At 59.1% G+C, this 24511-nt stretch carries 17 protein-coding genes and 1 pseudogene; 8 read left to right on the top strand and 10 right to left on the bottom strand.

The features are described from left to right. Positions 1–30: 30 nt before the first annotated feature. From AB6809_RS31155 to AB6809_RS31145, 3 genes are all read right to left on the bottom strand, one after another. Positions 31–249, bottom strand: coding sequence for a hypothetical protein (locus AB6809_RS31155; protein WP_371027986.1), 219 nt, complete (start codon positions 247–249; stop codon positions 31–33). A 180-nt stretch (positions 250–429) separates the two neighbouring features. Continuing rightward, positions 430–1734 carry a glycosyltransferase family 4 protein gene (locus tag AB6809_RS31150; protein ID WP_371027985.1) on the bottom strand — a complete coding sequence of 435 codons (1305 nt, stop codon included), beginning with the start codon at positions 1732–1734 and terminating at the stop codon, positions 430–432. A gap of 79 nt (positions 1735–1813) precedes the next feature. After that, positions 1814–2980, bottom strand: a complete 1167-nt coding sequence (locus AB6809_RS31145; RefSeq protein ID WP_371027984.1) for a polysaccharide biosynthesis/export family protein — start codon at positions 2978–2980, stop codon at positions 1814–1816. Between the two features lie 145 nt (positions 2981–3125). Between AB6809_RS31145 and AB6809_RS31140 the strand changes: the two genes are divergently transcribed. The 4 genes and pseudogenes from AB6809_RS31140 (at position 3126) to cysC (ending at position 8651) form a co-directional block, all read left to right on the top strand. Beyond that, complete coding sequence (locus AB6809_RS31140; RefSeq protein WP_371027983.1) at positions 3126–4283, top strand: glycosyltransferase family 4 protein; 1158 nt, start codon at positions 3126–3128, stop codon at positions 4281–4283. Continuing rightward, positions 4280–6328, top strand: coding sequence for a capsular biosynthesis protein (locus tag AB6809_RS31135; protein ID WP_371027982.1), 2049 nt, complete (start codon positions 4280–4282; stop codon positions 6326–6328). Before AB6809_RS31140 ends, AB6809_RS31135 begins: the two co-directional genes overlap by 4 nt. A gap of 10 nt (positions 6329–6338) precedes the next feature. Next, positions 6339–7768: pseudogene (locus AB6809_RS31130) on the top strand (mannose-1-phosphate guanylyltransferase/mannose-6-phosphate isomerase). A gap of 262 nt (positions 7769–8030) precedes the next feature. Beyond that, positions 8031–8651 carry an adenylyl-sulfate kinase gene (gene cysC / locus AB6809_RS31125; RefSeq protein WP_371027981.1) on the top strand — a complete coding sequence of 207 codons (621 nt, stop codon included), beginning with the start codon at positions 8031–8033 and terminating at the stop codon, positions 8649–8651. An 829-nt stretch (positions 8652–9480) separates the two neighbouring features. Here the strand turns inward: cysC and AB6809_RS31120 are convergent. The 6 genes from AB6809_RS31120 to AB6809_RS31095 form a co-directional block, all read right to left on the bottom strand. After that, positions 9481–10857 (bottom strand): hypothetical protein, encoded by a 1377-nt coding sequence (locus AB6809_RS31120; RefSeq protein WP_371027980.1) that lies wholly within the window; start codon positions 10855–10857, stop codon positions 9481–9483. A 396-nt stretch (positions 10858–11253) separates the two neighbouring features. Beyond that, positions 11254–13374, bottom strand: coding sequence for a phage integrase family protein (locus AB6809_RS31115; RefSeq protein WP_371027979.1), 2121 nt, complete (start codon positions 13372–13374; stop codon positions 11254–11256). A gap of 91 nt (positions 13375–13465) precedes the next feature. Beyond that, positions 13466–13942: an RES family NAD+ phosphorylase gene (locus AB6809_RS31110; RefSeq protein ID WP_371027978.1), complete on the bottom strand. Its 477-nt coding sequence runs from the start codon at positions 13940–13942 to the stop codon at positions 13466–13468. Further along, positions 13942–14382 carry an antitoxin Xre/MbcA/ParS toxin-binding domain-containing protein gene (locus AB6809_RS31105; protein ID WP_371027977.1) on the bottom strand — a complete coding sequence of 147 codons (441 nt, stop codon included), beginning with the start codon at positions 14380–14382 and terminating at the stop codon, positions 13942–13944. The genes AB6809_RS31110 and AB6809_RS31105 overlap by 1 nt, the downstream gene beginning before the upstream one ends. 1525 nt (positions 14383–15907) lie before the next feature. Beyond that, positions 15908–16861: a ParB/RepB/Spo0J family partition protein gene (locus AB6809_RS31100; RefSeq protein WP_371027976.1), complete on the bottom strand. Its 954-nt coding sequence runs from the start codon at positions 16859–16861 to the stop codon at positions 15908–15910. A 12-nt stretch (positions 16862–16873) separates the two neighbouring features. Next, a complete protein-coding gene (locus tag AB6809_RS31095) occupies positions 16874–18040 on the bottom strand; it encodes an AAA family ATPase (protein WP_371027975.1) in 1167 nt (388 codons plus the stop codon). A gap of 86 nt (positions 18041–18126) precedes the next feature. Here AB6809_RS31095 and trfA point away from each other — a divergent pair, with 86 nt between their 5' ends. Continuing rightward, positions 18127–19104 (top strand): plasmid replication initiator TrfA, encoded by a 978-nt coding sequence (trfA, locus tag AB6809_RS31090; RefSeq protein WP_371027974.1) that lies wholly within the window; start codon positions 18127–18129, stop codon positions 19102–19104. A gap of 394 nt (positions 19105–19498) precedes the next feature. Here trfA and AB6809_RS31085 read toward each other — a convergent pair whose 3' ends face one another. Further along, on the bottom strand, positions 19499–20071 hold the full coding sequence (locus tag AB6809_RS31085) for a sugar dehydrogenase complex small subunit (RefSeq protein WP_371027973.1): 573 nt from the start codon (positions 20069–20071) through the stop codon (positions 19499–19501). A 372-nt stretch (positions 20072–20443) separates the two neighbouring features. Here AB6809_RS31085 and AB6809_RS31080 point away from each other — a divergent pair, with 372 nt between their 5' ends. The 3 genes from AB6809_RS31080 to AB6809_RS31070 are packed head-to-tail and all read left to right on the top strand — an operon-like array spanning position 20444 to position 24338. Continuing rightward, the gene (locus AB6809_RS31080) at positions 20444–21184 is read left to right on the top strand and encodes a gluconate 2-dehydrogenase subunit 3 family protein (protein WP_371027972.1); all 741 of its coding nucleotides are present in this window, start codon (positions 20444–20446) and stop codon (positions 21182–21184) included. After that, complete coding sequence (locus tag AB6809_RS31075) at positions 21184–22962, top strand: GMC family oxidoreductase (RefSeq protein ID WP_371027971.1); 1779 nt, start codon at positions 21184–21186, stop codon at positions 22960–22962. The genes AB6809_RS31080 and AB6809_RS31075 overlap by 1 nt, the downstream gene beginning before the upstream one ends. A 2-nt stretch (positions 22963–22964) precedes the next feature. Beyond that, positions 22965–24338 carry a cytochrome c gene (locus AB6809_RS31070; protein WP_371027970.1) on the top strand — a complete coding sequence of 458 codons (1374 nt, stop codon included), beginning with the start codon at positions 22965–22967 and terminating at the stop codon, positions 24336–24338. The last annotated feature ends 173 nt before the right edge of the window (positions 24339–24511 follow it).

The following is a 24511-nucleotide window of genomic DNA, read 5'->3' as shown; positions in this document are numbered from 1 at the left end:
AAAATACTCACTGATTCTCGATGATCCTTTTCAGAAGTTCGAGAAACGGTTGAGACCCGGCGGCGGAAATTGCTGTGGGATGACCGAGAACAGCAGCGGCCGTTCGTCGTGCAGAGGAAAGACTTCCTTGAGCAGTTCGATGTGTTGCTTGTCGTCCGCTTCGTCGCCGTCGAAAAAAATACCGCCGGAACGGGAACCGGCGCACGCCAGAGATGCGAGTAGCCCTTTTTTTGACGCGTATCCAGCCATCGCCGATCGAAGGGCACGTCGGCGGATCTTTGACCAACGACCGATCGTAGGCGTCCGTCGTCGTAGTTCAGCGTAAGAACGAGGTGCGCGCCTCTCGCCTCCTCTAGCCGCAAGGCGGGATCGCAACCCGACGTCGGGTCTTTTCGGAAGGGTGTCATAACACGACTTGTTTCGTCGATATCATATGATGCGGCCGTACATCTGCAGCAGTCTCGTTTTATAGGCATCGGCACTGAACACCTTCGCGCGCTCGACGCCCGCGAGTGCCAGATGCTTACGAAGCTGTTCGTCCTGGTCGAGAATACGCAAGCCCCGCGCAATGTCGCCCACGTCATAGGGATCGACGCACACGCTCGCATCGCCGGCGATTTCGGGGAGCGAGCCGCCACTGGAACACAAAGTCGGAGTTCCAAGTTGCATCGCTTCAAGAATTGGCAAGCCGAACCCCTCGTAGAGCGAAGGAAAAACCACGGCTTTGGCGGCACGAATGAGGCTGATCAAAAACGGCCGGGACGTGTAGTCGAAAAGGCGAATACGTCGACGCAGTTCTGGCCGCTGCTTGAGCATGGCATTCACCAGCTTCATTTCTTCATCGGCTTTCCACGCCAGCGAACCGACGACGACGAGACAGGAATCGACATGCGAGGAAAGGAAAGCCTCAATCAGCCGGCCAACGTTTTTCTTTGGCTCGATCGCACCGAAAAACAGAAAATAATCGCGGGGTTCGAGTCCGAAGACGCCTTTGACTTCCGCCTCCGCCTCGGTCTGCGTTTTCTGCGCGCCCCAGCTGATTGCATCGACGGCCTGATAAGTATTCGTTACATCGTCCGGCGGCACATCGAACAGGTCTACAATATCGTCTTTCGAACGCTCGGAGACCGTACAGATATGATCGCCGTTTCCAATGCAACCCTTAATCAGGCGATAGTAATACCGCTTGTTGTCTAGCGTCGTATAAGGAAGACGAAGTGGAACCAGATCGTGAATGGTGTAGATATTCGGGACATTCGCGACCTTCACCGGCAAGGGATATGTCCAGTGCATCACATCAATTTTGCCGGGGAATCGCACTTCTAGGAATTTGCCGTGTCGCCTAAAGTGTCTTCGCGCGATATCGAAGAGGCTGCGAACGTTCAGGATTGCAGCGTTCGTCGGAAGCCTATCTGCAAAGCGGCGTGTTTCGACGCTCCCGCTAGGCAGTATTTCTGCAGCCCTGTATCCGAACGGCGAAGCGACGATTTCCTTGGCCCAATTGCGCACGACACTTAATTTACTCTGCCCGAAACCGGCGCCGCCGAGAGAGTCGAAGAACTGCACTTCGCGCAATAGCGGCGCAGTTTTCGATGAAACAGGCGTTCCGTATAACGTCGATACGTCCCAGCCCATTTCCGCCAAGTTGTTTGCAAGATTTCTTGCGTAAGTTGCGACCCCGGTGCCGCGCTGCAGCGCGAGGTTATGCCCATCGATTGCGACTACGCGCTTCATCTGCGTCTCTACGTAAGGGCCGGGCCGCGCGCGCGTTCGGATACTGCCTGAATCGAGCGCACGCGGTGGCCATTGAGAATCACCGGAATGTTTGGACTCCCGTCACCACCGGATAGGCGACCGAGAAGAACAGATTCAAGACTTTCTGCAGTTCTGTGACCGGCGCGTTCGATACATAAAGTAAATCCTTGTTGTCGATCACAAAGCTTTGAGCGACGAACATAGAAGCCGGATTGCGGAGATCGACCCGATAGATGACGGGCACGCGGCCGTCGGGCGTCAGATAGACCGGGTTGTTGGGCCATTGAAATGCATCAGGCTTTTCCAGCCGGAAAATGAATACGCCGCGCGCATCCGAGCGCGAGTCCTGAAGTCCGCCGGCGCGCGCGATTGCCTGTGCCAGCGTGATGCCTTGCGCCTCGAAATTGACTTCGTCGTTCTTTCCCGTGGCGCCGAGGGCCGTAAAGCTATAAGGCTGATACACCGCCGTCACAACGTCGCCCGCGTGGAGCGGCACATTTTGGCGCGGATCGCGAATCACAGTGCCCAATGGCAAGGACACGAACTTCTCTCCGCGCGTTACTTGGATGGTGACCTTGTCGATGGGGTCGCGGACGCCGCCGGCGCCGGCGACAGCATCGAGCACACGTTCGCCGCGCGCCGTCAGCGGCATTCGATTGCTGGTCGTTACGTCGCCCACAACCGTGACGTAAGAGGTCACATTAGTAGACAGTTTGACTAGCACCTGCGGATTGTGCGCCATGTTCTTCAGGCGTCGTGCGATCTCGACCTGCAATTCGGTTGGGGTGCGCCCCGCGGCTCTGACGGCGCCGATGAAAGGCACCGTGATGGCACCCGCGCCATCGATGGTCTGGTCAGGAAGCGTGGTGACGTGTGAACTGCCGGGGCCGTTCTTAACGTCGGTTGGCGTACCGCCGAACAAGGTTGCGGGAGGCGCTTCCCATATCGACACTTCGACGGTATCCCCAACGCCGAGTTGCTGATTGAAGCTCAACTGATTGCCCAGCGACGCAGAAAAATCGCCGCGCCGGCGCTCCGCGACAAGCTTGCGTGCCACGTCGTCGGTCAGATCTACGATCTGGATGCCGTTGGTATCGAAGGACTTCGACGCGCGATTTATTTGCGTGCTGCTTGGGCCGGATGTCGGAATCGCGGAGCATCCTGCAAGGAAGCATCCTCCAGCCATCAAGGCAATGCCGAAAAAATTAGAACATGAGCGCGACATCTTTTCTTGGAAAATAACCTGGGCGGCAGGGATTGTCGCACGCTAAAGGTTAAAATCATACACAGAGGCCTTAAAAACTGCGCGCTGTTCATTCCCTTAGCGCGGCCTGTAACCGCACCGCTAAAAAAATCGAACCAAGCCAGTCGTGTCAACCATTTATCTAGACGTCAGCCGCTCATTGTCGCGCCTTTACCACGGCTTAAAGCCGACAGGAGTGGACCGTGTAAGTCTGGCTTATGTCGCCCGATACCGGGCACAAGCGCGCGCGGTACTTAGCGAAGCCGGATGGCTTGGCGTCCTCAGCGAAAAAGACTCGCAGCGTGCTTTTGACTTACTCTTGTCGGTCACGCGTGAGCGCAATACGATTCGCCGACTAATCGCGCGCGCATGCATCGGTCAAATGTTCGGCGGTAAGCGTTGCGGGCCAGGTGTGCTGTTGCATCTCAGTCATAACGGCATGGAACATGGCCGCTATTACCAAGCATTGTCCAGGCGCGAGATTCGTACAGTATTCATGGTGCATGATCTCATTCCGCTTACACATGCGGAATATTGCCGGACGGGAATCGACGTCAAGCATCGCTCGCGCATTCACACGGCACTCAGGCAAGCGCACGGACTGATTGCAAACTCCCAGGATACGCTGGACGAGCTCGCAGCCGAAGCACGCTCCGCGCGCCTGTTTTTGCCGCCGACTGTGGTTGCTCATCTAGCTCCCGGCATCTCGGAGGCGTCGCTGACCGCCCGGCCGTTCAATGCAAATTACTTCGTCATTCTTGGCACGATCGAGCCTCGCAAGAACCACTGGTTCATCCTTCACGTTTGGAGGAGAGTCGTCGAAAGCCTTGGTGATGCCGCTCCGAAGCTCGTGATCATCGGGCGCCGCGGGTGGGAATGCGAAAACGCGGTGGACATGCTCGAACGTTGCGCGGCGCTGCGCGGAGTGATCATCGAAGAGCCCGAATGCGACGACGACCGCTTGCGCGCATGGCTTCAGCATTCGCAGGCGCTGCTGTTTCCGTCGTTTGCCGAAGGATTCGGCATGCCGCTGGTCGAAGCGCTCGCAATGGGCGTGCCGGTCATCGCGAGCAACCTCGGGGTGTTTCACGAGATCGCCGGCGAAGTTCCGCATTTCCTTGATCCGCTTGATGGACCGGGATGGAAAGCCGCCATCGAATCGTACGCGCGGTCCGACAGCGACGCACGTCGCGCGCAACTCGCGCGAATCGATCAATTCCGGGTGCCGACGTGGCCAGATCATTTCGACAAGATCGATGGCTTCCTCGAAGAGCTAACTAGATGAAACTGCGCGCCGCACCTCAGCTCCCCGCGGCCATTTCGCGGCCGAGGCTTGCGCGTTGCGATGACGCGCTCGATGTCCGGCTCGACTCCCGCATCGGTCGCATCGTATGGCGGCTCGTGCGACCTATGCAGATGCAGATGCATATTACGTGGCCGGGCGTCATCATGCCGCGCGCGGATATCCGCGCGCCTGCGTTGTCTTGGTTCACGCTGCGTGGCGCGCAGAACGCACCGTGGCAGCTTTACGCAGCCATCGACGATATCCTGACGAAGGACGCGAGCGCGGGATTCTCTGCCGACGTCGCGAAACTCATGCATCGCGTGCGCGCTCTTTACGCGCTCGATTCTGAACTCGTGCTGCCGATCTGTGATCCGGCGATACTCGCGCACCCCGCGTCCTCCCACGTCGTTCTCATCGATGAACGCGAGAGCGCGATCGATACGGACTGGACATCTCGCCAGCGTCGGGCCGCGTTTGGCAGAATGGTCGAAGCGGCGCAAGCGGCGCATCCCGGCGCCACATTTTGGCTTGGACGTTCTGCTTCGTGCGGTAACGGCGCGTGGCTGTCATCTGCTCGATCGTTACCGCCGGGCACGCGTCGACTGAGCCCGCGTCACTCCCTTTGTGCGGCGCTGGAAAAGGCCGACCACGTTTACACGGTATCGGCGCATGAAGCGGCGCATTCGGTACTCGGAGGACAAACGGTCCATGTGTTCGGCGCGCCGTATTTCGCAGGCTGGGGCCTCACGGACGATCATCATCCGGTACCGACGCGCCGCTCCCGTCCTCGCGCATCGGCGTTGTTCGATGCCGTGTTCCTTCGACTGTCGCAATACGTGGATCCGTCGACGCACGAAAGCGGCACGCTCACTTCGCTGCTTGATAGCGTCGAATTGCAGCGGAATACGTCGCTCCGCTTCGAAGCGCTCGGCAATGTTGCAGGCATGCGCTTCCGATGGTGGAAGCGACCGTTCGCGACGCCTTTTCTCCGCGCCGGCGCCGGTCGTCTGAGATGGGTAGACAGCGCCGAAGAATTGAGCGATGACGAATGCGTGGCGGTATGGGGCGCACGGCCCGCGAGCGATATCGGGCCAGCGACGAGAATCGTGCGCATGGAAGACGGTTTCATCCATTCGACCGGCCTTGGTTCCGACATGGTTGCACCGTGCAGCCAGGTCATCGACACGCAGCACTTGTATTTCGACGCGACCGGCTTGAGCGATCTCACTGTGCTGCTCAACGAAGCGGACTTCGACGATGAAGAATTAATGCGCGCCTCGAAGCTTCGGCAGATGATCTGCACCGCCGGCCTTACGAAATACAACCTAGGCCGAAAGAAGCCGACCTGGCGTGCACAGCAGGGTAAAACGGTCATTCTCGTGCCCGGGCAAGTGGCCGACGACGCTTCCATCCGACTCGGCACCGGCGCCATCTCCACGTCGACTGCCCTCCTGCGAGAAGTTCGCGCGCGCCGACCAGATGCGTTCATCGTGTATAAGCCGCATCCAGACGTTCTTTCGGGCAACCGGCGAGGCCTGATCGATGCAAACCGCCTCGCCGATGTCGTCGACACGGAGGCGGATCTGATCTCGCTCATCGACGTGTCAGACGAAGTACACACCTTGTCCTCGCTGTCCGGCTTCGATGCACTGCTGCGTGGAAAGATCGTGCACGCCTACGGAATCCCCTTCTATGCGGGATGGGGCCTCACGCACGATGTGCCGGGTCCGGTTCCGCATCGGCAACGAAGGCTGTCTCTGGACACGCTCGTATCCGCCGCATTGATTCGCTATCCTGTCTACTTCGACTGGACGCTGAAGATGTTCACTACTCCTGAAGCGGTCGTCAGGCAATTGACACCGCCCTCCCGGCGACCGCTCGCGCCTGTACGCAGCCGCTCGCGACCGGCCATTAAGATTGTTCGATGGATTCGCAACGCCTTGCATCATCTACATTGGCGAATAGGTCAGAAAAATAAACGGACGGAGACCGCAACGCTTCGCGCAAATGGCAAGCATCCAACAAACAAAATTTTTAAACGCTAGGGATCAAAGCATGAATGTCTTTCCGGTTATCTTGTGCGGTGGCAGCGGAACGCGACTCTGGCCAATGTCGCGTGGCGGCTATCCAAAACAAGATCTGAAGCTGACGAGCGACACGTCTCTCGTGCAGCAGACCGCCCTGGCTTGCGCAATATCCCAGGCGGTGCAGCGCCCATCGTGGTCACGAACAATGATCAGCGCTTCATGGTAGCCGAGCAGATGCAGCAGGTGAATGTCCAACCGTCCGCCATCGTTCTCGAACCGGTGGGACGCAATACCGCGCCGGCCATCGCCGTCGCGGCGCATCTCGCGTTGCAACAGAATCCGGACGCGTTGCTGCTCGTCCTACCCTCGGACCATGTTATCGCCAATCAAAAGGATTTCGCCGAAGCTGTGGACGTCGCCGCTCAGGCGGCCCGTAATCGTTACTTGGTGACCTTCGGCATCCGGCCCACGATGCCTCACACCGGCTATGGTTATATTCGAAGCGGCAAGCAGCTGACGAATGAGAAGGAATCCTATCTTGTCGATTCATTCGTCGAGAAGCCCGACGCACAAACCGCCGAACAATTCGTGCAAGCCGGCAATCACTACTGGAACAGCGGCATGTTCATGCTGCCCGCCACGACCTATCTTGAAGAGCTCGCGCATTATGAGCCCGAGATCGCAGAGCAGGCAAGACTGTCATTAATGGAAGCAAAACGCGACAGCGATTTCCTGCGTCTGGACAGCGCCGCTTTCGCCGCGAGTCCCAACGTCTCGATCGACTACGCCGTCATGGAACGCACGGATCGCGCTGCGGTCGTCGTTGCCGACAATCTCGGCTGGAACGACATCGGCTCCTGGAGCGCACTCGCAGAACTCGGGGAAGGCTATGTCGACGGAAACGTTACTCTCGGCGATGTCATGATCGACTCGGTCAAGGATTCCTATATCCGCTCCGAGCATCGCATGATTGCGGCGATTGGCGTAGAGAACGTCGTGATCGTTGAAACCGCCGATGCCGTTCTGGTCGCTCATCGCGATAAGGTTCAAGACGTCAAGAAGATCGTCGAGCGGCTCAATGCGTCGGGTCGTCAAGAGTCTGTCACACATCGACGCGTGCAACGTCCGTGGGGCTCGTATGAAGGCATCGACACAGGCCAGCGCTTCCAAGTCAAGCGCATCGTTGTTAGTCCGGGCGCACAACTCAGCTTGCAGATGCATCATCATCGCGCGGAACACTGGATCGTCGTGCGCGGCACCGCGCTTGTCACAAATGGCGATGAGCAGATTCTGCTCACTGAGAATCGATCCATTTATATCCCGGTGGGCGTCACGCATCGGCTTCTAAATCCGGGCAAGATCCCACTCGAACTCATCGAGGTTCAGTCAGGCGCTTATCTCGGTGAGGACGATATTGTGCGCTTCGAAGACACCTACGGTCGGGGGTCGAGCGCCTGACGTTATGCCGCTACCGGGGCGCGCTTGACCACCGCCTAGCAAACGCGAAGCGTGCCCCCGTTGGAGCAAACGAATTGGCGGATTGAACGAACAACGGACAAGAAATTGTCAAGCCACATTAATGTCGTCAATTCGCCACTTCTAATTCGAATAGCTGTCAAAGTGTTTTCACCGAGTTACTATTACGTAAGCTCGATATCACGATTAAACGTCAGGTAATTGGTCCGTAAGGTATTGCAGAAACCCTTTCGAATTCGAAAAAATGTTACGAGAACAACAAAAATACGTGGTGCCAGCGGTTACGGTAGTCACTCGGACGGACCGCTCGCGCCTCAAGCAGCAACGCCCTTTCGTCGTCTGGCTGACGGGCGTCTCAGGCGCAGGCAAGTCCACACTTGCGAATCTGCTCGAGCAAACGCTGCACTCCAGAGGCATGCATACATATGTACTTGACGGCGACAATCTGCGTCGAGGTCTGAACAAGGATCTGGGTTTCTCAGTCGATGACCGTCACGAAAACATCCGCCGCGTTTCCGAAGTTGCCAAATTGATGGTCGATGCCGGCATCATCGCGATAGCGGCGACCATCTCGCCTTTTCGCGCGGACCGACTGGCGGCCCGCTCGCTTTTCAATGACGGCGAGTTCATTGAAGTGTTCGTCGACGTTCCGCTTACGGTAACTGAAGCGCGCGATCCCAAGGGACTCTACGCACTGGCCCGGCAAGGCGCGATTCGACAATTCACCGGCATCGAATCGTCTTATGAAGCGCCGGCGCGACCCGAAGTGCATGTTCAGACGGCCATTACGACGCCCGCCCAATGCCTGATGCAGATCCTCGCAGCGCTTCCGCTCAATGGCGCGTTGTGCGATGCTCATTGTTAAGAGAAGCAGACGCCTAAGCGATTTTTGCGCGGTCCGCTGCAATAGGACGGCCTGTCTCGGTAGATGCGTCCCTCCTAGCGGGCCAAGCGCGATGTCCGGTACTTTTGTTTTGATGGACGAGACCGATACGGTGGTATTCGCAGGAACATCGGTAATTTCCCGTTGCTTTACACTCGTGCGCGCATGAGCAGCCGATAGTCTCGCTACTGCCAGGAAAGCAGAGTGCTGATGACGACTCTTCTCACCGAGTTGCCCTGCAAGTATCGCACTTCAGGACCCTCGGCAGTCCGGACCATGCTTCGAAGGTCCCCACGTGGCCACCAAAAAGCTGTCCCCGCGGGCATCGAGTAAGAAGCGCAGCTGGGCTGGGCGCGATCACGGATTCGCGGATGGCCGAATAAGGCCCCGTCGACCTCACCCACTTAGCGCAAACGCAGACAGACTTCAGGAGTCGGTCGCGGCCTCAACGCCACAAGCGAGTCGTGTACTCCGCCGCCGGGCATCAACTTGACGCTTGGAAGAATTTTCAGCTACGGAGCTGGCGACAGAAATCGTCGATCGGGAATGGCCAATGATTAAACGGCCGGTGAGTTCCGCAGTAGAGTCGAGCCGCTAATAGACGAAGGATTCATGAACGTGGGTATTAACGACCACGTATTGCGTGGTTGCAGAATCAAGACCGTGGGGACCTGCACCCGTAACCGAGGGAGCGGAAAAGCCGGTACTTACAGTTGACGCGATTATGTAGAGGGGCCAGCAATTCATCTGGCCGCCAGAACCGAAAAAGCCGCCCGAAGGCGGCTTTCAATAAGTTGGTGGAAGCGACGCGTCAGGCCGTCTCTATCTCGAGTGCCGATTGCGCGATCGCACGCGCCTGCTTGGCAAATTCAGGATGGCCGCGATACTCAAGCTGTGTGGCGAACACGTCCGCGAAACTCCTGATCCATGTGGGCGCCTTCTCGGTGGTGCGCACTATATGGTTAAAGAGGCCAAGCGCGCGGACTGGATTGCGTGTGTTAGCGTGCAGAATCAGCGTGCGCGCGTAGTGCTGAGAGCGCTCACGCATTATGCGCCGCACGGACTGCAGATCGACGTTCTTGCCGTCAAGAAGCGCGAGCAGAACGGGTTTCAGTTGCCGGCTCTCTTGCAGTGGTGCAATGCTTGGGTGACTGGAAAATGGCAGGCGAAGCTCGTGCAGATTTGCCAGATGAGGGCGCAGCAGATCGACATGCAGCCGGTCCGCGGTGAGCATCGGGTCGTAAAGTATGGTCGTGTGCGCCCCGACAACCCGGTCATGCCAGCGATGCGATATGCCTACCGAGCGCAGAACGTCGTGCCACCGTTTTTCGAATGGGATATCGGCCAGGATTGGCGAGTACTGCGGGCTCACGGCAATCACGTGATCCGCCATAAGGTCGTCGGCGAAATAGAGCGCGGCATATGCACCCATGCTGGAGCCATAGGCGACGCGTCGTTCATAGGATCCAAGCAGGCTACACACCGCGGGCGGCATGGACGGCATGTCCTGATACCACACGTTGCGTTTGGGCTTGAAGCACAGCACGTCATATCCGATTGACGGGAAGAAGTCCTCCGCGAAGCCTTTCGCCTCGAACCCGGTGAAGTCAAACGGCTGGAACGTGATGCAGATGTTGCGCGAATCGATCGAGGTGAGATCCGCGACCGTTTCTTCATTATCGAAAATGCGCGTCTTCTCGCGTACGATCCCGGATGTCGAGACACTGTCGATCTGCACTCTCTCAACCGTCGCGCGCACTTGCGCATCGACATTCATACGAATCTCAATGCCGCTGCGCTCGTGCTCGAGGGTAAAGGGAAGACGCACAGGAACCTCGCGATTAAGGCAAGTTTCGTTCGTTCGTTGCGCGAGCATGAAACCGCCAAGCTCTGCCATGACATCGAAGTCGATCACCGCACCCGCAGGCACGTCGGCACGCGCGGTGATGACAGCCTCATAACTTCCGGCAGGGAGCGTCACATAGGGGCCGTACAGCAGAAACCCGGTACGTCCCGTGGAGTGCACCCGGCCATCCGAACGGCTCCCGACCTGCGTCTTCACTCGCTCATCGGTTGCATAAAGATCAAAAACGGTCTGCCGACTGCCAGAAGAAGAAGGTTCGGCAGACGGCGCACCTTGGGCGGCGTCCATGGCCGGGGTGGAAAACAACGACTTGAGTGCGCGCATCGGGCCCCGTTTCTTGTCTGACTAGGTGGCCTATTTTACCTGTGTGCGTCTTGCAGAGAGCCTACTTATTCACCGATGTAGACGCCTTCAAAATAGCTCGATGTCGTGCCTCGGATCGCGGCGGGTGTGCCACTGCTCGCAGGAATAATTCGCCCAGCACTCGACGTAATCGCCTGATTTCAGATAGAGCGTCGCATCTCTCTGCGAGGCAATGAAGTTCGCGCCCGTGATTTATCAAGAGCTTTAGCAATAGCGCCCTTCACTTGCGGCGCAACACGACAAGGCACTATCACCGACAGGCAGTCACAGGTGCCGCGGTGCTCGCTGATTCTTCCGTCCTTGCCAGCGCGTTCGTCGCTGCAGCCGATTGATTCTGCGCAATCGACGGGGACGGTGTCATGGGTCTTCTTTTGACCTCTCATCATCGGCGTAATAGCGCGCTGCTGCCTCCAGCATGCGTCGCCGCTCGGCCCGCACATAGATCGAGGTGGTCTGCAGGGACGCGTGACCGAGAATTGCTTGTACCACGTCGATCGGCATCTCGCGCGCGACAGCACGCGTACCAAAGGTGTGCCTAAACGCGTGAGCTGAGGTGTTGGCCAACCGCACCAGATCGTCCGCGCTGAAGTCGACCAGCGCGGCGGTCTCTGCGCTCAGCCGCTGCATCGCAATGCGCACGATGCGTCCCAACGCGTCAACCGTGTAGGGCATCGCGTCCACCTTGCCTCTATCGATCACTTCATTTTGGAGGTCGGCATCTTGTGCTTCGTCCGGTTGGGTCCAAGGCGCCTGATGTCGCTCGAGCGCCGCGGACGTGCCAGGAATCCACGTCGGCGCGATCAGGGGTCCGTGCGCCGATGCAGCGTCGAAGTCGACGCCCCGGTCCTGCCAGTGCGCGCGCAGCGCGTCAACGGTCGCGGGGCTGACCGGCACCGTGCGTTGCTTGCGGCGCTTACCAACGATGGTCAACGCCCAGACTGCCCGTGCCGCCCCAGCGGGTTCGGGGGACGAAACAGACAACGATGTTAGCGCCGCCGCCGACGTACCTGCGGCTAAGCTTCCCGTCGGCGTCCGGCCCGTCGATGCATAACTTTGTGATGCACTCCTCGCCGAGGCACGCGAAGTTTGGCGTTTCGCTGTCCGACGATCTTCCGGGTCTTCAGCTCGACGCAGATCTTCCCGACGCGCCAAGGTCGCCTCGGCCCGACGCAGACCGGAATCGCCCATCAGCAAAATCGCCGCTCGCGCCGCGCGCCATTGACGCCCCTCTTCGTTCCCCGAGACGTTCAAATCGACCAACGCAAAGCGAGCACATCGTTCATCGAGTGCCACCCGCACGTGCGTCCACAGCTTTGCCGACAGTGCCCGCTGAACCTGCATGGCCGACTCACGCGTGATGGTGGCTGGTTCATGAACAGCGCTCCAAGGATTGCCCGCCAGATAGCGCACTTCAACCAGCCACGCAAAAGCCGCGCGCAGCACGCGCACGGCGTACGCCTGACTGTCTGCCGACAAGCCTTCCGGCGTGAACGGCCGCCACCGCCCACTGGTGCGCGCGCGCTTCGGTCCGGCGAACTCCGAGGACGGCGCTTTCAAAAAATCCTTGTATGCTTCACAGTCCTCGACGGTCAGCGACGACAATGCTTTTTTACGAACCACCACGCTCCACAGAATCAGTCGCTCAAGCTCGCGCGTGTAGGCACGCAAGGTCGTCGACCGATCGCGATAGCGATGCAGGTAGGCGTGCACCGCTGCCAAATCGTGCTCAGCGCGGATGAACGCAAAACTGCTCGCGCGATTGACGCCACGGTGGGGACCGTTTCCACCGGACAGCGTCGCTGGCAGCGCCAGACTCTCAAACGGGGCAAGCCGCGGTTCGCGGGGATCCCCGCCGACCACGACTAGGTCCGGGCGTTCGACGCTTCCCGTATCCGCCGGAACCAGAGACGCGGTGTCGACATCGGCGGCGACCTTGACGCCAAGCGTCGTTTCGTGTCGTCGCAGCCACGCGACGAGCGCGCGTGCGCGCAACGCACCGATCCGTGGGACGGAGCGCCACCAGCTGCCGCCGCGCGCATTGCAATAGGCGGTCAGCTCCCCAAGGGTGGTGATGCTCTCCCCTTTTAGCCGCTGCGCGATCAGCGGCCGAAACCACAGGTGGACCGGATGCGTCGCAAGTGGCATCGCGGCCGCGAGCGTCGACGCCTTCTCGACCATGCGTAGGGTCATCGCGGTGAGCTTCGCGTTGCCGTGCTGTTTGATGGATGCCTTCAGGTGATCGGCCAGCACCGGTGAGCCATGCAGCAATGCCAGTTGAACCAAGTCATCGCGCATCGTGCGCAAGTAACGCTCCATCACATCGGCACTTGCCGCATGCGGTGAATGCTCGGGATCGTAGTAAAGGCGTGCGATGGTCGCCGCTGGCAGGCGCTGCACGAACGCGCGCAGCGCGGTGAAGTCGGTGCGGGTATAGGTCCGTGGCGGGGGCAGGGTTAGCTGTTGCGGTTGATTGGCCATAGTGAGTGCTCTTGCTTGCAGGTCGACGGACGACCAAGGTAAGTCCGCGGGTCAACCTTGAGGTGAGTCTTTTTGGGAGGCGACGGTGAGTCTATTCAGGAGTCGCGTCTCTTTCACCAACGAACAACCGCTGGTCCCACATGACCGGCTGCGGCGCCGAAATTGTCAGACGCCCGGCATCTGGATGCGCGGGATTCACTACGGCATTGCATTCCGCCCGCGCGACCACGGACGGCACCACGAGCACCGCCGATCGCCCCTCCTCGATCCACCGATCGCCAAAGCGGCGCGCGACCTGCGCATCCGGCGCGTCCCAGCCAGGCGGCAGATCGCCCGCGTCCATGCGCTCAACCAGCAGGTCGTCCGGCACCTGGGTTTCCACCCACACGTGGTGCTTTGGCACCTTCCCGATGCGCGCATGGATCAGCACCTCAAGCATCGCACCGGCAAAATTCAGTGCGCCGTAGATAACCGGCCGGCCGGGACTGTTGAACCGGCCCCCGACCAGCATGGCCCCGGTCCCACTCCAGACGGTGTGCCGGCGATCGGCGATCCGGACAATGCGCATCAGGCAGGCAGTCCGTAGAACAGTTTCCAGAGCAGTTCTTCCACGCGGCGCGCGCCCAGCTCGGTGAATGCCACCTCCAGTGGCGTGCGGCCCTCGAGTAACGGGTGGGCGGTGTTCAGGAACTCGCGGGCATCCCGATCGTCTCCTTCCGGGTCCTCCCACACATAGCGGGCGGTCGCGACAATGCGCGCGAGCCGCTCGGTCTTCTCCGACTCATCGGGACTGAGCCGCTCGCGGCGGCGCTTGAAGGTCGCCTCCGGCACGATGCGCACGAGCAGCGCGCGGCGCTCTTCGGCGCTGCGGGCCGCATGCCCGACTCCCTCCTTCAGCGCAGACTTCGGCAGTCCGTCGCGCACCTGCTCGTCGAGTTCGGCTACGGAGTGCGGCACCTGCGGCAGCCCCATCACCGCGGCAATCTGTTCCGGCGAAACCAAGATCATGACACCCTCTTTCGGTTCATCTGAACAACTATCATAGATCAAATGATACCGTTACAACAGTTTTTCTGCGGCGCAGATGCCGTTGCGGCAATTCGCTCTATTAAATACTCCACTGCTAATAATAATTAGCAGACAAGGTCACTTCGTTTCACGTTGTGTTTGCGTCGTCGGATGACCTCGGTGCCCCTCCTGTCCCATTGGCAATCCGTTATCCCGGCTTGATTCCCTGCCTGCTTGCCCGTGGGCCCTATCTTCTCGTCGGAGTCCACTTTTGTCCTTCCGCCAGCGTCTTGTAGCCGATCGGCTGGATTACCGGCGGCGCACGTTAGGCCCATAAATCTCAAAGCCCGCCTGTCTCTCCCAACGGGAGCTTCAGCGTCACCCGCAGCGCGGATTGCTCATCCCTTCCCTTTCAACGCCACCAAGTCCCGCGCCAACCGTCGGTTCTACTGGTGGCCGTTCTCGCGTTGAGTCCGGACGGCGCGATGAGCTCGCAGAGGTACGGATCGCTTGGTCAACCTGGCGGCAAGTGAATGAAAACGATTCGAGCGCTCCGGCCCCCTTGCGGATCGTATGTGAGCGCCCGCCCGGCAATTACGGGATCCTTCCAGCAGGAACGGGTAAGACGGATCAGGTCGAGGCGCGCTTCGCTGGTATAGCGGATCTGATCACTCGACGAGGCCTTGCCTTTCGTGCTCGCCGCAAGCATGGCTTACAGCTCCGCGCGACACGTCGACCGCGGCACAATAGTCGCCGCGCCGACATCGCGCTGACTGGCGACGCATGACGCGATCGCAACGACGATTCCATCAGCCACGAGAGACTCTCGCTTCGTCTACAACGCTTTTCAGCAGCCTGACGCAAAGCGGGATCACACGAAGCGATTGGAGCCGATGCGGGGGGACGCTGAGCAATCGCATCGCTTCCCGGCTTGCGGAAGAAATAGAGCAGCTGCCCTGAGGCCATCAAGCGCTGCGGCAACTAGGGGAGCCGTGACGGCGAGTCTTGATGTTCAACAACCAGCCGCGACGATGCTGAACACAGCGCGGTCGGTGATACTCCGCAATTTGAGATTAGTCCAGTTACTCCGAAACACACGGCGGCGCCAACGGCGCAATGTTATGCCCCATCCCGAGCCTGGACCATCCGACTTGTAACGCTGCGTTGTAGCGAGTGAGAAGGTGGGGGCAGTAACCACGTAGCGGCCGACGCGCGTCGCAACTACGTTTATACGGGCAGACACGCAGCGTCGGTCGTCCGACAGGATACCCATTCACCCATACCGGTAAGGTCGTCGGCCGACTGGCGATGCAGCTTGGCGTCTTTGCGGCCAACAGCGGCCTTTAGACGCATAACCCAATCGGACACCGTCCGCCAAGAGACCTTTGCCTCAGTCTGCGGCATTCAGTTCACCCGGGTGAACTGTTGCGCCCGTCGACTGGCGGCGACTCCCTAATCGGACTAGTCCGCGCTCCGGTAGGCGCATGACAGTCAATGGCGCCCGCCCAAGGGATTCCAGGCCCGTTCACCGAGGTGAACTTTTCTCGGTCAGGGCTGATAAAAATGTCTGGAGCGCTTTGAGATCATCGGCAGCAAGAGCCAATTTGTCGATGTCGATCAGCGCTCTCGTGCTCGTCTCCGTCCACACGCCAAAAGGGTAGTTCACCCGGGTGAACTCTGGGGGAGGTCGATTAATAAGGGCTTCGAACACGGCTTTTGGGGAAAGCGTCTTTCCTTTTATGGCTTTCGCCGCCTCGAACACCGCCGCCGAATCTGCCTCGATCACCTGTCTCAGTTTCTCCGCCCACTTGGGCTGAATGTCGCTGGGTGAGCCGAACGCATTCAACACGGTCTCAGGAAGTTCGGTGAGCGCGCTGTACCGACTCATCAGGCTTTTCGCCTTGCCGAGAACTGCCGCAATTTCAGACCAGTTTCTGTAGAGCTTGCTGTCTATCCCTCTCTTGTAGTGCATGGCGAGTTCATACGCGGAGAGGTCGCTTCGCTGTTCGTTCTCCCGACTCATCTCCTCAAATAGTTCCTTATCAGACATCTTCTCCTGAACTAGGGAAAGGACTTCCAGCCCCAAGTCGAGACAAGCACGATGACGCCTGTGGCCATAAACAATCTCGTAACCGCCGGAAACAGGCCTTACCTTGATAGGTTGAACGTTTCCGCCAGCGTTCGCGATTTCCTGCCTGAAGGCCTCAAACGACGACCCTTGAAAGGAGCGCTCGATCCGGTTTGCAAACCTTGAGGGTCTGATCAATTGTGGCGACAACTTTCGCGTCGGAAGGGCGCCCTCATGCAACGCCAGTTTCCTGTTCGCTTCACTCAGATCCCGCTCAACCTTCTCCAGCTCTCCTGTGAAGTCTGTCACCTTGTTCATGGCTAGGCGTGGGGTCCTTCGCTCAAGCCGAGGCAACAGTGCTGGTTCAAGCGCTGCTGCGGCGAGACGTGCCGCTTCTTCTTTCTTACTCATTGGCCAACTCCTTTAACCGACCCAGACGCGCCGGATCTGCGCCTCGACTTGATCCACGGCGGCGTCATACGCCACCCGCGCTGTCTGGTATGTCTTGGCGCTACCCGTGTACTTGGTGATGTCATAAACGGTCGAAAACTTTGTCCCTGACGAGCTCGACACCACGGTCTTCGGAATCTCGCCTGTCATCAGCTTGTCGCCGTAAGCCACTTTGACCCATTCTCTGACTACGCTCTCGTTCACATTGTCTTGTCCTTCGGTCATGCACAAAAGGACGTCGATGAACTTCCATGTTTTCTGGGTGCCGGCCTGCTCCGCAATTGACGTTGCCAGACCCGAAAAGAGCGTCCAGAACTGGCTGGAACTGGCGAAATCCATTCCGCGTGGAGGCATCGGCATAATGAGCCCGTCGGCCGCAAAAAAGGCATTCAACGACAGGTACGAAAGAGTCGGGGAGGTGTCGATGAGGATAATGTCGTATTGAGATCTGATGTCTTCGATCCCCCTGTTAAGCACGTCGTAAAACCGGAAATCCGGTTCGCGCTTGGACTGGCGACTTGGAATATGGAACTCCGCGGCGAACGCAACCGGACTACACGCGACGACATCAAGACCATCCCAGTAGGTCTGTTTAATCGCATATCGAAGGGAAGTCTCGTCGCCCGCACAAAGAGGCAAGATCGTGTCCTCTTCCTGGACCTGGGTATCGGGTAGATAACCGCACAGGCTCGTCAATGATCCTTGCGGGTCCAGATCAATGCAGAGTACGCGGTACCCGCGAAGTGAAAGTCCCTGTGCCATGCACATGGTCGTGGTCGTTTTGCTGACCCCGCCTTTACTGTTGCCGGTGGTTACTACCACGGCCCGATCGTCGCCGCTTCTTGTGTGCGATCGTCCAAATGCCTTGGCCCATCGACGAGCCTCCGCCAGCGTGAAGTCCCGTCTTGACCTGTTGATCTCCTTTCCAGCCGGAAGATCGCCCTTTGCAAGCCGCCTCACAAGCGCACTCCGATCAATGCGGCACAGTGCTGCAAGTTGGGTGATGGAGAAAGTAGGGGGCTTCTTGATGTAGTCTGGCGAAAAAATGCTATTGCGAACGCGTTCGACCACGTCAGCGACACGGTTTGCCTGGTCCTCGATGTCCGCGACACTGTACTCAGGGCGTAAAGGATTAATCATGGGCTTCCGATCAGAAATTCTTGTTATATTCAAAAAAAGTAATCGGCACTAGAATACCCGATCCACGATGAGGCAAAGCAATGAGGATGAAAAAATCCGGCTTGTTCTCCTCCGAATTTCTGGAGACGAGCGGTGAGACTGCGCAACCAGCGGCAAAGGAAACGGCACTCGAGATCGTTACCCGGCTCGAGAAGACCCGTGCGGGCAAAGCGATTGAAAGCCCCAAGTCTGGACGAACGCCTTCGAGGGTACAGATTCCTCTGTGGTCGGAAGATCATCGACCGGTACTGCACGACCTAGTCCGTTCGGCACTCTTCACCTGCGGGCAAAGAGATGCACGAATGGATCTGAAGGCAAAACCGATCTATGCGCTCGAACACATCAAGATCACCTACACAGGGGAAGAGCTGCGACAACGCGATTACGATGTGTACCTTCAGATCCTTCACCTGTCTCGCGGCACCACCGTCGACAGTCGACAGGAATGGGTGGAGTTCGAAGCCCGATCTCTTATAAAAATGCTGGGCTGGACGCAAAACTCGCGCAGCCTTTTAGAGCTTCGGGAAACCATCCGACGCCTGACCGCGTGCGCCCTCGAAGTCACTCGCGCACGCACGAAAACCAGCGCGCCTCTCGTCTACGGCGGACCGCTTCTTCTGAAATACGCTGGAGCCCAAGAGGGCGGCTTCGACGAAGTCACATTCTGGAAAGTGCAGATCAACACGGAGGTTGCCGCACAGCTGAGGCCCGGTGACTACACCCGGATCGACTGGCAGGTTAGAACCCAGCTATCGCCGTTGGAAAAATGGTTGCACGCGTTCTACTCGACTAATCAACGCCCCTATCCCATGAAGGTCGAGACGATTCATAAATTATGTGGATCGCGCATGGCTGAAATCAAATTCTTCCGCCGAGCCATGAAAGCAGCGCTAGACCGCCTGATCGAAGTCGGCTTCCTGGCTTCCTGGCACATCGACGACATGGACAAGGTCAAGGTGGTTCGGAGTCAAATGGTCACCGCAGAGGACCGGCGTGGCATTGACAGCACGGGTGATCAGGCTTGACGTGAAGTACCGCCGCACCGCCTAGTCAAATGGTCACTATCAGTCACACCCGGTGACTATTTGACTGACCGAACCCACCTTTGCGGCATTGTTGCCCACAGGCTAACGAGTCAAATACTCACCGTGCCGGCAAAAACCGCCGACTTCTGAGGAGGAGATCTGACGCACGCGCCTCAACGCCCAACTAAGGCGTTAGGAATAGCTATTTATCGGGCTTATCGCGACTTATCCACAGCGCGCCGTCAGATAGTCACCTCCGAAAGTCATATGCTCACTGGTTCCAGTCATATGCTCACCGCTTCCAGTCAAATATGCACCGAAGATAGTCATATGCTCACCGGGCGGGGCGCCAAGTAATTGATTTTTCAAATGAAACATGGCACCGACCCGACTGTTAGAAGGTTTTAAGAAGGTTCTTAGATTTTTTTAGATAAGTCTTTGAAAAATAGAAATCTGTAACAACGATCCCTCGCAGCCGCAGCTGACCTGAGGCTTTGCACATTGGACCGGTCGGCTTGTCGACAGAAAAGCCTGCGACGATAGCAAGCGCGACGTCGTGCCAGCCCGACGCGTTGGCCACCACGAGCAACTGCTGCGGGTTCTGCCCTTCGCGTACCTGACGGACCAGCGACCCGGCCCGGCTGGCAAAGCTGGTGTCGCTGGCGCTGAGCGTCGCGAACAGCCGCGTGAAAGCCGTATGCATCGATGCATGAGCAGTCAGCGCTTTCGATAACTGCAGGAAGCCAGGCGCATCCAGTGACGGTGCGGCGGGGGCCGCGAGGGTCTTCAGCGCATGGCACCGCGACAGATTCGGCGCGCCCGGATCACCTTCCGGACTGATTTTTTCTTTGAGCATTCGAGGCTTGCTGGAGCGGTCTACGGGCAATGTCGCCATGCTCGGCGATGACTGGGTCAATCGGCGAAAAAAGATGAATTCACGGTCGTAATCAATTGCGTCGTCGGCCAAAAATTTGGCGAAGAAAGTAAATTACGAAAAGGTCGATTGCGAAAATTCAACAATCAGGCCGGACGGGTATTGGCGGTCTATTTTTGTTGGCAGTCACCGTCAGCTCCTCGCCGCAGACCTTCTGTCGAAAAATATGCAACAGCGGGAACCGGTTGCCGCGGCAACGTGCGTGCATCGTCCGATGCCTGAAACCGCCGTCATAACGACGCTTCACGGCGGTCAAGCACGCGCTACGGCGGAATTCCGCCAGATTTCGCAACGACATTTTGCGAAAATAATCACGTGCGGATGGAACCGGTTCCAAATATGATCCGTCCGCGGCGGACTGTCGTCGCGGACGCAATTGCGCGTCCACACTGGTGAATCGAGAACATGCCTGAATTCCCCCTTACCTCGCGCCGAGGCTTTCTGCGCTCGGCTATCGCGCTCGTTCCGGCTGGCACGCTGGCCGGTTGCGACGCGCAGCACAACGGGTCGGATCAGTCGGCGTCCGCACCGATCCCGAATGGCGACAATAGCGCCAGCACGTCCCGCGCTGACTACAAGCCGCGCTTCTTCGACGCGAAGGAGTGGGCGTTCGTCCACGCGGCCGTGGACCGTCTGGTTCCCGCCGACAGTGAAGGCCCTGGCGCAATCGAAGCGGGCGTGCCCGAATTCGTCGACCGTCAGATGGACACGCCTTATGCGCACGGCGCGCTCTGGTACATGCAAGGCCCGTTCAGGCAAGGTGCGCCCGAACTCGGCTACCAGTTGAAGCTGGTGCCGCGCGATCTGTACCGGCTCGGCATTGCTTCGGTGAACGCGTACTGCACGAAAACCTATAAGAAGTCTTTCGACGCACTCGATGCCCTCACCCGCGACACCGTGCTCGGCGCGCTCGAAAAAGGCAGCATCGATCTCGGCGACGTGCCCGCCAACGTGTTCTTTGCGCAACTGCTGCAAAACACGCGCGAAGGATATTTCTGCGACCCGATTCATGGCGGCAATCGCGACATGGGCGGCTGGAGAATGATCGGCTTCCCCGGCGCGCGCGCGGATTTCATGGACTTCGTCAACCAGAACGGTCAGCCGTATCCGTATGGTCCCGTGTCGATTGAAGGAAAACGCGCCTAATGGCTACCAACAGCAAACCGCACGTCGACGCAGTCATCGTGGGCTTCGGCTGGACCGGCGCGATTCTCGCGAAAGAACTGACCGAGGCGGGCCTGAAAGTGGTCGCGCTGGAACGCGGCGAGTATCGCGATACGTATCCGGACGGCGCGTATCCGAACACGATCGACGAACTCACGTACAACGTTCGCAAGAAACTATTCCTCGATCTTTCGAAGACCACCGTGTCGATCCGTCACAACGTGATGGAAACCGCGCTGCCGTATCGCCAATTGGCGGCTTTTCTGCCGGGCGAAGGCGTGGGCGGCGCAGGCTTGCACTGGTCGGGCGTGCATTTCCGCATTACGCCGGAAGAACTGCGTCTGCGCAGTCACTACGAAGAGCGCTATGGCAAAAACTTCATCCCCGAAGGGATGACGATCCAGGACTACGGCGTCAACTATGACGAACTCGAACCGCATTTCGATTTCGCGGAGAAAGTGTTCGGCACCTCAGGTCAGGCGTACAAGGTCAACGGCAAGATCGTCGGCGACGGCAACGTGTTCGAAGCGCCGCGCACCGACAACTTCCCGCTGCCCGCGCAGTTGAATACATATTCCGCCGAGCGTTTCGGCAAGGCCGCGAAAGAACTCGGGCTGCATCCGTACCGTTTGCCTTCGGCGAATACGTCGGGTCCGTACACGAATCCGTATGGCGCGCAGATGGGCCCGTGCAACTTCTGCGGCTTTTGCAGCGGTTACGCGTGCTACATGTATTCGAAGGCCTCGCCGAACGTCAACATTCTGCCCGCGCTGAAGCAGTCGCCACATTTCGAGTTGCGCTCGCACTGTCACGTGCTGCGTGTCGATCTCGACGATTCGAAGAAACTCGCGAAAGGCGTGACCTACGTCGATCCGTCGGGCCAGGAAGTTTTCCAGCCCGCCGATCTCGTGATCGTCGCGGCTTTCCAGTATCACAACGTTCATCTGTTGCTGCTGTCGGGTATCGGCAAGCCGTATGACCCGATCTCCGGTGAAGGCGTGGTCGGCCGCAATTTCGCGTATCAGAACCTGTCGACCATCACCGCGTTCTTCGACAAGGACACGTACACCAATCCGTTCATCGGTGCGGGCGGCAACGGCGTTGCGGTGGACGATTTCAACGCAGACAACTTCGACCACGGTCCGCTCCGTTTTGTCGGCGGCTCGCCGTTGTGGGTGAATCAGGCGGGTACCAAGCCGATCAGCGGCATTGCGACGCCGGCCGGCACGCCGAATTGGGGCAGCACGTGGAAGAAGTCTGTGAAGGATCACTATACGCACACGATTTCGATGGACGCACATGGAACAAACATGTCATATCGCGATGTGTTTCTCGACCTCGATCCGACTTACCGCGATTCGTACGGGCAGCCGCTCCTGCGTATGACGTTCGACTGGAAAGACAACGACATCGCAATGGCGCGGTACGTCACCGGCCAGATGCACAACATCGCGGAGCAGATGGGCCCGAAAGCGATCAACGTCTATACGCGCGAATACGGTGCGCATTTCGATTCGCGCCGCTATCAGACCACCCACCTGGTGGGTGGCGCGGTGATGGGCACGGACCCGAAGACGAGCGTGTTGAACCGCTATCTGCAAAGCTGGGATGTGCACAACGTGTTCGTGATGGGTGCGTCGGCGTTTCCGCAAGGCATCGGCTACAACCCGACGGGTCTCGTTGCCGCTCTCGCCTACTGGTCCGCGCGTGCGATCCGCACGCAGTATCTGAAGAACCCTGGTCCGCTGGTGAGCGTATAAGCATGACGATAACTGTTTCGAAGCGCATGCGCCGCGCCGTGGGGGCCGTGAGTGCTTGCGCAACGTTGTTCGGGCCGCTCACGGTTGACGCGGCACAAACCGCACCATCCGCACAAGCCGCACCCTCCAGCACAAACGACGCCGCGCTCATCGCGCACGGCGAGTACCTCGCGCGCGCCGGCGATTGCATCGCGTGTCACTCGGCGCCGTCGGGCAAACCGTTCGCGGGCGGATTGAAATTCGACACGCCGATCGGCGCGATCTACTCGACCAACATTACGCCGGAGCGCAACACCGGCATCGGCTTGTGGACCTTCGCGCAATTCGATCGCGCGGTACGCGCGGGCGTGCGTCCGAACGGCGACACGCTATATCCGGCGATGCCCTACCCATCGTACGCGCGTCTCAGCGACGACGATATGCACGCGCTGTACGCGTATTTCACGCACGGCGTCGCGCCTGTGGAACAGACCAATCGTCCTGTCGATATCGTCTGGCCGTTGTCGATCCGCTGGCCGCTCGGCATCTGGCGTCATCTGTTCGCGCCCAATCCCCACGCATTCGATGCGGCTCATTACAGCGATCCGGTTCTCGCACGCGGCGCGTATCTGGTTCAAGGCCTCGGCCACTGCGGCGCCTGCCACACGCCGCGAAGCGTGACGATGCAGGAACTCGCGCTGGACGATCTCGACGGACCGAGCTATCTGTCCGGCGGCGCAGCGATCGACGGCTGGGTCCCATCGAGCTTGCGCGGCAATCCGCGCACCGGCGTCGGCGCATGGAGCGAAGCGGACCTCGTGCAATTCCTGAAGACCGGCCGCACCGCGCACGCAGCTGCCTTCGGCGGAATGACGGATGTCGTGCAGCACAGCGCGCAATACATGAGCGACGCGGACGTCATCGCGATGGCGCGCTACATCAAGACGCTGCCGTCCAGCGATCCTGCCGAAAAGCCTTACGTCTACGACGACAGCGCCGCCCGCGCGCTGCGAACCGGCCACGCCAGCGCGAGAGGTGCGGCGGTCTATCGCGACAACTGTGCGTCCTGCCACCGCAGCGACGGACGCGGCTACACAGGCCTGTTCCCGGCACTTGGCGGCAATCCGGTCTTGCAGGGCAACGATGCGACCTCGATCATTCACGTACTGCTGTCGGGCAGCGCGCTGCAGGGCACGAAAACCGCGCCGTCGACTTTCACGATGCCCGCGTTCGGCTGGCGTCTGAACGACGCAGAAGTCGCCGACGTGACCAGCTTCGTGCGGACGAGTTGGGGCAATACCGGCTCGACGGTCACGGCGTCGGATGTCGCGAAGGTTCGCAAGGCAGTTACCGTGACAGCGCCCGAACTGCCTCCGGACGCTGTGCGTCGCCACTGAATCAACATCTGCGCGCAGGCTGACGTCGCACCCGTTTTCAGTGCACGTCGGCCGCATTCTCTGCGCCGCTTAATCCCGCTTGACGTCAACCGCCCTCACTGCCCGAGGCGGGGCTGCGTTCGCGCGGAACGAAGAAAACTCGCCGCCCAAGCGACCTGAGATTGACGCCTTAT

The organism is Paraburkholderia sp. RCC_158 (assembly GCF_041355255.1).
Classification (GTDB): domain Bacteria; phylum Pseudomonadota; class Gammaproteobacteria; order Burkholderiales; family Burkholderiaceae; genus Paraburkholderia; species Paraburkholderia graminis.
This window is presented reverse-complemented; position numbering and strand designations above follow the sequence as displayed.

What these genes read in the sequence shown, in the direction of transcription:
- AB6809_RS31155 (WP_371027986.1), bottom strand. Translation starts at nt 249, where the DNA reads ATGGCTGGATACGCGTCAAAAAAAGGGCTACTCGCATCTCTGGCGTGC.
- AB6809_RS31150 (WP_371027985.1), bottom strand. Translation starts at nt 1,734, where the DNA reads ATGAAGCGCGTAGTCGCAATCGATGGGCATAACCTCGCGCTGCAGCGC.
- AB6809_RS31145 (WP_371027984.1), bottom strand. Translation starts at nt 2,980, where the DNA reads ATGTCGCGCTCATGTTCTAATTTTTTCGGCATTGCCTTGATGGCTGGA.
- AB6809_RS31135 (WP_371027982.1), top strand. Translation starts at nt 4,280, where the DNA reads ATGAAACTGCGCGCCGCACCTCAGCTCCCCGCGGCCATTTCGCGGCCG.
- cysC (WP_371027981.1), top strand. Translation starts at nt 8,031, where the DNA reads ATGTTACGAGAACAACAAAAATACGTGGTGCCAGCGGTTACGGTAGTC.
- AB6809_RS31120 (WP_371027980.1), bottom strand. Translation starts at nt 10,857, where the DNA reads ATGCGCGCACTCAAGTCGTTGTTTTCCACCCCGGCCATGGACGCCGCC.
- AB6809_RS31115 (WP_371027979.1), bottom strand. Translation starts at nt 13,374, where the DNA reads ATGGCCAATCAACCGCAACAGCTAACCCTGCCCCCGCCACGGACCTAT.
- AB6809_RS31110 (WP_371027978.1), bottom strand. Translation starts at nt 13,942, where the DNA reads ATGCGCATTGTCCGGATCGCCGATCGCCGGCACACCGTCTGGAGTGGG.
- AB6809_RS31105 (WP_371027977.1), bottom strand. Translation starts at nt 14,382, where the DNA reads ATGATCTTGGTTTCGCCGGAACAGATTGCCGCGGTGATGGGGCTGCCG.
- AB6809_RS31100 (WP_371027976.1), bottom strand. Translation starts at nt 16,861, where the DNA reads ATGAGTAAGAAAGAAGAAGCGGCACGTCTCGCCGCAGCAGCGCTTGAA.
- AB6809_RS31095 (WP_371027975.1), bottom strand. Translation starts at nt 18,040, where the DNA reads ATGATTAATCCTTTACGCCCTGAGTACAGTGTCGCGGACATCGAGGAC.
- trfA (WP_371027974.1), top strand. Translation starts at nt 18,127, where the DNA reads ATGAAAAAATCCGGCTTGTTCTCCTCCGAATTTCTGGAGACGAGCGGT.
- AB6809_RS31080 (WP_371027972.1), top strand. Translation starts at nt 20,444, where the DNA reads ATGCCTGAATTCCCCCTTACCTCGCGCCGAGGCTTTCTGCGCTCGGCT.
- AB6809_RS31075 (WP_371027971.1), top strand. Translation starts at nt 21,184, where the DNA reads ATGGCTACCAACAGCAAACCGCACGTCGACGCAGTCATCGTGGGCTTC.
- AB6809_RS31070 (WP_371027970.1), top strand. Translation starts at nt 22,965, where the DNA reads ATGACGATAACTGTTTCGAAGCGCATGCGCCGCGCCGTGGGGGCCGTG.